We start from the raw sequence: 6158 nt of genomic DNA on the forward strand, positions 1-6158 counted from the left end.
TGCGCAGATTCATCTGAAAACTGACCTTCCTTGCTCAGGCTTCAAACTGGCCCGAGTTTATACTCGTGATCCGTGCGCACAAGCTTTGCGGCGTCACTTGCGCCGATTTTAAATCCAAACTTTCCGGTTGATCACAAGCCGCCCTTTGACCGTCCCGAGGCCAACGTCGTGACGGACCATCCGCATGCGGGCATCTGACCCGTCTCATGCGGGCGGGCTTCTAGCCACTTCACCGCGGCTTGTCAATGAAGTGCTGGCCTGTGGAAAGTCGACCCGCCTCAGCGCCCGGCGCTGGCCATCGCCCGTTTCTCGCGTCGGCGCTGCACCGAGGAGGGGATATTCATGCCTTCCCGGTACTTGGCGACCGTACGTCTTGCAATGTCGACGCCACTTTCGCGCAACATGTCGACGATCGCGTCGTCGGAAAGCACGTCGACGGGTTTTTCCTCGTCGATCAACTGCTTGATGCGGTCACGCACGGCTTCCGAGGAATGCGCATCGCCGCCGCCCGACGCGGCGATCGAGGCGGTGAAGAAGTAGCGAAGCTCGAACACGCCGCGCGGCGTCAGCATATATTTGTTGGCTGTGACCCGGCTGACCGTCGATTCGTGCATGCCGATGGCGTCGGCCACCGTGCGCAGATTGAGCGGCTTCAGCTGCCGCACGCCATGGACGAGGAAGGCATCCTGCTGGCGAACGATTTCCGAGGCGACCTTGAGGATGGTCTTTGCCCGCTGGTCGAGGCTGCGCGTCAGCCAGTTTGCATTCTGCAGGCATTCGGCCAGAAAATCCTTTTCCGCCTGGTTCTTGGCCTGCGGTGAGACCTGGGCGAAATAGATATGGTCGACCAAAACCCGCGGCAGCGTTTCGGCATTGAGTTCGACCGTCCAGCTGCCGTCATTGGCCGCGCGCACCTCGACATCGGCGACGATCGCGTCGCTGGCGCCGCCCGAAAACGCCATGCCCGGCCGGGGATCGAGCGCCCGGATCTCCGCCAGCATGTCGAGCAGATCCTCCTCGTCGACACCGCATATCCGTTTCAATGCATGAAAGTCACGTCGTGCCAGGAGTTCGAGATTGGCGACCAGCGCCTTCATCGCCGGATCGAGCCGGTTGCGCACCGCAAGTTGCAGCGACAGGCATTCGGCCAGGTCGCGGGCAAATAGACCGGCCGGCTCGAAGGTCTGACACACCGCCAGCACCTTCGCCACGGCAGCGGCATCCGCACCGAGACGAGCGGCGATCTCGGCCAGGTCGGCACGCAGATAGCCGGTCTCGTCAAGGCCGTCGGCGAGTTCGGCGGCGATCAGCCGTGCAGCCGGGTCAGTGAAGGCTAGCGCCACCTGTTCACCGACATGGTCGCGCAGCGTGATCGCAGCAGTCGCCATATCGCCGGCGTCAAACCACTCGGATGAGGAACCCGCGCCATTGCCCGAAGCCGATTTCCATTGTGCCGTCAGGTCGGGACCGAGCCGCTCGCTGGTGCCCGGGTCGTCGGGAAACAGGTTTTCCAGCGACGTGTCGAGCTTGTCCGAGATCGCCTCGGCGCTCCACTGCGTCTCGTTTTCGAACCAGTCGCCTTCGGTGGCGGCTTGCGGCTCCGCCTCGATCTTCTGCGCCTGGTCGCTGGCGGCATCGTCCTGCGGCTCGGCGCGCTCCAGCAGCGGATTGCGCTCGATTTCCTCATCGATGAAATGCTCAAGCTCGACATGGGTGAACTGCAGCAGCCGAATCGACTGCATCAGCTGCGGCGTCATCACCAGCGACTGCGATTGTCGTAGCTGTAGTTTGGCCGCCAACGCCATGGTTCGGTTTCAAACGCCTCGTTTACGCATCCGGACTTCCGGGCAAAAATTTTTGCAGCCGGCCATAGAAACTGGCCCGGCTTTTGCTTGTCAAGGCAATTGGTAGCAAAGCTCGCTTACCGGAGCGTTATCTCGGAGTAAAATCGAGGAAAAAGAGCCCGGCGAACCGCAAAAATCGTGTCAGGAAACAAATTTCACGCTCAGAGCGTAAAACCCTCGCCGAGGTAAAGTCGCCGCACATCCGGGTTTGCCACCACTTCGTCGGCCCTTCCATGGGTCAGCACCTGGCCGGCATGGATGATGTAGGCGCGGTCGATGAGGCCGAGCGTTTCGCGCACATTGTGATCGGTGATGAGGACGCCGATCCCGCGCGCCGTCAGGTGGCGCACCAGTTGCTGGATATCGGCGACGGCGATCGGATCGATGCCGGCGAAAGGCTCGTCGAGCAGCATGTAGGCCGGACGTGTCGCCAGCGCCCGCGCGATTTCCAGGCGTCGCCGCTCGCCGCCCGAAAGCGACATGGATGGCGCCTTGCGCAGATGGCTGATGTGGAATTCCTCGAGCAGTTCGTCGAGATTGCGCTCGCGCACCTTGCGGTCCTTTTCGACCACTTCCAGCACCGCGCGGATATTCTGCTCGACATTGAGGCCGCGGAAGATCGACGCTTCCTGCGGCAGATAGCCAATGCCGAGGCGTGCGCGACGGTACATCGGCATCGACGTGACGTCGAAGCCGTCGATCTCGATCGTGCCTTCATCCACCGGCACGAGGCCGGTAACCATGTAGAAACAGGTCGTCTTGCCGGCGCCGTTGGGGCCGAGCAGCCCAACGGCCTCGCCAGCGCGCACGCCGATGGTGACGCCGCTGACGACCTTGCGGCCCTTGTAGCTCTTGGTCAGCCCCTTGGCGATCAGGGTTCCCTTGAACTTTCCCGCATCTACGGTCACCGTGGCCGGCGCCGAAAGCTTGCCGGCGGCCCGTCCCGGAAGACGCGCCGTCAGCGACGACAGGCTGGCCATCAGGGGTTCGTCGCTCCCGATTTCGGCGGCGGCGTGATCGACATCTGGACGCGTTGCCCAGCGCATGGATCCACCTGAGCCAGCCCGCTTTTCATCTGCACGGTAAGCTTGCAGCCCACCAGAATGTTGTCGTTTTGCGACAGAACGACCTTTTTGCCCGAAAGCACCAGCACCTGGCTCTTCATATCGAAGCTGCCTTGATCGCCTGTCGCGACCTGCGCATCCGACTTGATGTAAACCTTGTCGGAGATCTCCAGGTGATCGATGTTGGCCGAGCCCGTCATCGCCGCACCCGCGGCCTCCGTGCCCTTGGCAGCGGCGTTGGGGTCCTTGACGTAGTAGACCGTCATCTTGCCGGCCTTCATCAATGTCGGCCCCTGGACGACACTGACATTGCCCGTGAAGATGGCGACACTGTCGGCCTGGCGGACTTCCAGCTTGTCGCTCTCGATCTGGATCGGCTTGTCGCCGGACAGTTTGAGGCCTGATTGACTGGTCGTCTGCGCCCATGACGGCACGAGTCCGAGCAGCAGCAACGCTGAAGTTGCAGCCGCGAGCCGCGTCAAACTACTGAGCCGCATTGGTTTCTCCGCTGTTTCCCTGTGCCGCCTTCAAGGCGGTGGAATCGATGTTGACGCGCACCTTGTTCTCGAAAACCAGAACCTTGCCATTGTCCTGGACCGACATCGTATCCGCCGTGATCCGCGACCCGCCACGGCTGACATCGACGGGATCTCCCGTCTTCATAGTGCCTTTGCCCATGTCGAGGAAGACCGATTTGAACTTGGCCTGCATGCCGTCGGTCGTGGTGATCGTCACGTCGCTGGTCAGGTTCATCGTATTGCCGTCGCGATCGTAGGTGCCGTGCGAGGCCTTGACCGCCGCCACATTGTCGGGCGCGATCGGCACCTTGGCGTCGATGCCTTCCAGCTCGATGATACCTTGCGTGCTGACATCCTGAATGGCACGCAGCGCCGTCATCGAATAAGGCTGCTTCTGCTTGGTGAAACCGTTGAGCTTGGGATTGGCCATCACCAGCTTGCCGTTGGAAAAGGCAGTGCCTTCCGCCTGAACCTTCACGGCGACGGGTGCGGCGAGATAGGAATAGACCGGGAAAGCGACCGCTATCAGTGCCGCGGCCACCGGCACGGCAAATTTGAGAACGCGCACGCGGCGCGAATGACGCTGTGCACGGTCGAAAGCGTCGCCGCGCGTCCGGCCGTCCGCCGGGGGAGCCAACACCGCCTCGGCGTTGGTCGGTTCAATCGGTCGCGCTAACATTCACTGCTTTCTTTAACCCTGCCCACCCTTGAGCACCGCCTATAGGTGGGACGCCGGCGCTTTCAAGCAAGCACAAGCGCACGAAAACTGCAAAAATGTGACAGCCGCCTTTGTACAGACGAAAACGAGGTCCGCACAACTGCGTGTTCTCCATAGCAGAAACAGACACGCGGCGTAAAATTTATCCGCCGTCGGTCTCGTCGCCGACCTGGGGCGATTGCACAAACATGTGAGCAGACCAATACTTGTAGAGCGCCCAGCCCGGGCCGGTCGACTGTCGACGGAGATGGCCACCTCACGTCCAGGTGCTGACTTGTCTCGCCATACGCAAAAGAGAACTGCTTCCAGATGGGCGGATCATGGTCTAAAAGCGTCTCCTCCCGCCGACTGAAAGGCTGACCATGGCACTGAGAGCCGACGACCTGATCGACCGCCGCCGTTTGCGGCGCAAGCTGACATTCTGGCGCGTCGTCGCCATAGGCATCGTAGCCCTTGGGGTGATTGCGCTTTCAACCTGGTTCTATGGCGACGATTTCGGTGGCTCGACGGTCGACCATATTGCCAAGGTCAAGATCGAAGGCACGATCACCGAGGACGAGGAACTGATCAAGCGGCTGGAAACCATCCGTCTTTCATCGAAGGTGAAAGGCGTGATCCTGTCGATCGATTCGCCTGGCGGCACCACCGTCGGTGGTGAGTCGATCTATGAAGAAGTGCGCAAGCTGGCCGCCGACAAGCCGGTGGTGGCGGAAGTCGGCACGCTCGCCGCATCGGCAGGCTATATGATCGCCAGTGCCGCCGATCACATCGTTGCCCGCAAGACCTCGATCGTCGGCTCGATCGGCGTGCTGATCCAGTATCCCGACGTCAGCGGCCTGATGGACAAACTCGGCGTCAAGCTGGAGGAGGTGAAATCCTCGCCGCTGAAAGCCGCGCCCTCTCCTTTCAAGCCGACCAATGACGACGAGCGCGCCATGGTCCGCAAACTCATCCTCGACAGTTATAACTGGTTCGTCGACATCGTCGCTGAACGCCGCAAGATGACCCGCGAACAAGCGCTAGCGCTTGCCGACGGCTCGATATTCACCGGGCGCCAAGGCGTTGCCAACGGGCTGATCGACGCCGTCGGCGGCGAGGCGGTAGCGGTCGACTGGCTGGCGACCAAGGGCGTCGATGCCAAGCTCAAGGTCGTCGAGTGGAAGGATACCGAACAGCGCGGCGGCTTCCTGTTCTCGAAAGCGATGGCGCAAACCATCGGCAGTGCGCTCGGCCTGCCCGCCTACAGCGGCGACGTCATCCATGAACTCGGAGCCGACCGCTTGTTTCTTGACGGTCTCGTTTCCGTCTGGCACCCTTGAGACGCCGTTTGGGGCAAGTGAAAAAAGCAAATAAAATCATCCTCATAATTTTGACCGCACTGCTTTCACGGGGACCCGTCTCATGATCAAGTCCGAACTTGTGCAGATTATTGCCACGCGCAATCCGCATCTTTTCCTGCGCGACGTCGAAAACATCGTCGGCGCCATCTTCGATGAAATCACCGACGCCCTTGCCGAAGGCAACCGGGTCGAGTTGCGTGGCTTCGGCGCTTTTTCGGTGAAGAATCGTCCCGCCCGCACCGGCCGCAATCCGCGCACCGGCGAATCCGTCGAGGTCGAGGAGAAGTGGGTGCCGTTCTTCAAGACCGGCAAGGAACTGCGTGAAAGGCTGAACGGCGGCAAGTAGGCGCGACGTCAGCGCCTGACGGCCTTTCGGACAGGCCAGCTTCCGACGGAAAACATCATGTTCAATCGCTTCATGCTCATCGCGATCTTCGTGCCCCTGGCGATCATCCTGATCGCACTCGCCGTTGCCAACCGCGAACTGGTCGCCTTCACGCTCGATCCGTTCAACCCCGGCAATCCGAAGCTGACCCTGACTTTGCCGCTGTTCATCTTCCTGTTCCTGGCACTCGCCATCGGCATGATCGTCGGCAGCCTGGCAACCTGGGTCAAGCAGGGCCGCTATCGCAAGCTGGCGCGCCAGCGCGGCGTCGAGGCCGAGAACCTGCGGC

The 6158-nt window shown here is 61.4% G+C and carries 7 protein-coding genes; 3 read left to right on the forward strand and 4 right to left on the reverse strand.

The features are described 5' to 3' along the window. Positions 1-278: 278 nt before the first annotated feature. The 4 genes from rpoN to lptC form a co-directional block, all read right to left on the reverse strand. On the reverse strand, positions 279-1805 hold the full coding sequence (rpoN, locus tag EN750_RS14705; RefSeq protein ID WP_127396845.1) for an RNA polymerase factor sigma-54: 1527 nt from the start codon (positions 1803-1805) through the stop codon (positions 279-281). 200 nt (positions 1806-2005) lie between these two features. Further along, the gene (gene lptB / locus EN750_RS14710) at positions 2006-2824 is read right to left on the reverse strand and encodes an LPS export ABC transporter ATP-binding protein (RefSeq protein ID WP_013529586.1); all 819 of its coding nucleotides are present in this window, start codon (positions 2822-2824) and stop codon (positions 2006-2008) included. Then, positions 2824-3405, reverse strand: coding sequence for an LptA/OstA family protein (locus tag EN750_RS14715; protein ID WP_127396846.1), 582 nt, complete (start codon positions 3403-3405; stop codon positions 2824-2826). Before EN750_RS14715 ends, lptB begins: the two co-directional genes overlap by 1 nt. After that, a complete protein-coding gene (lptC, locus tag EN750_RS14720) occupies positions 3392-4105 on the reverse strand; it encodes an LPS export ABC transporter periplasmic protein LptC (RefSeq protein WP_127269996.1) in 714 nt (237 codons plus the stop codon). The genes EN750_RS14715 and lptC overlap by 14 nt, the downstream gene beginning before the upstream one ends. 401 nt (positions 4106-4506) lie before the next feature. Between lptC and sppA the strand changes: the two genes are divergently transcribed. The 3 genes from sppA to EN750_RS14735 form a co-directional block, all read left to right on the forward strand. Beyond that, positions 4507-5463 (forward strand): signal peptide peptidase SppA, encoded by a 957-nt coding sequence (gene sppA, locus EN750_RS14725; RefSeq protein ID WP_127269998.1) that lies wholly within the window; start codon positions 4507-4509, stop codon positions 5461-5463. A gap of 82 nt (positions 5464-5545) precedes the next feature. Further along, positions 5546-5830: an integration host factor subunit beta gene (locus EN750_RS14730; protein ID WP_006200394.1), complete on the forward strand. Its 285-nt coding sequence runs from the start codon at positions 5546-5548 to the stop codon at positions 5828-5830. Between the two features lie 57 nt (positions 5831-5887). Next, on the forward strand, positions 5888-6158 hold a 271-nt coding region (locus EN750_RS14735), incomplete at its 3' end, for a DUF1049 domain-containing protein (protein WP_127396847.1).

The sequence above is a fragment of the Mesorhizobium sp. M7A.F.Ca.ET.027.03.2.1 genome, assembly GCF_003999175.1.
Taxonomy (GTDB): domain Bacteria; phylum Pseudomonadota; class Alphaproteobacteria; order Rhizobiales; family Rhizobiaceae; genus Mesorhizobium.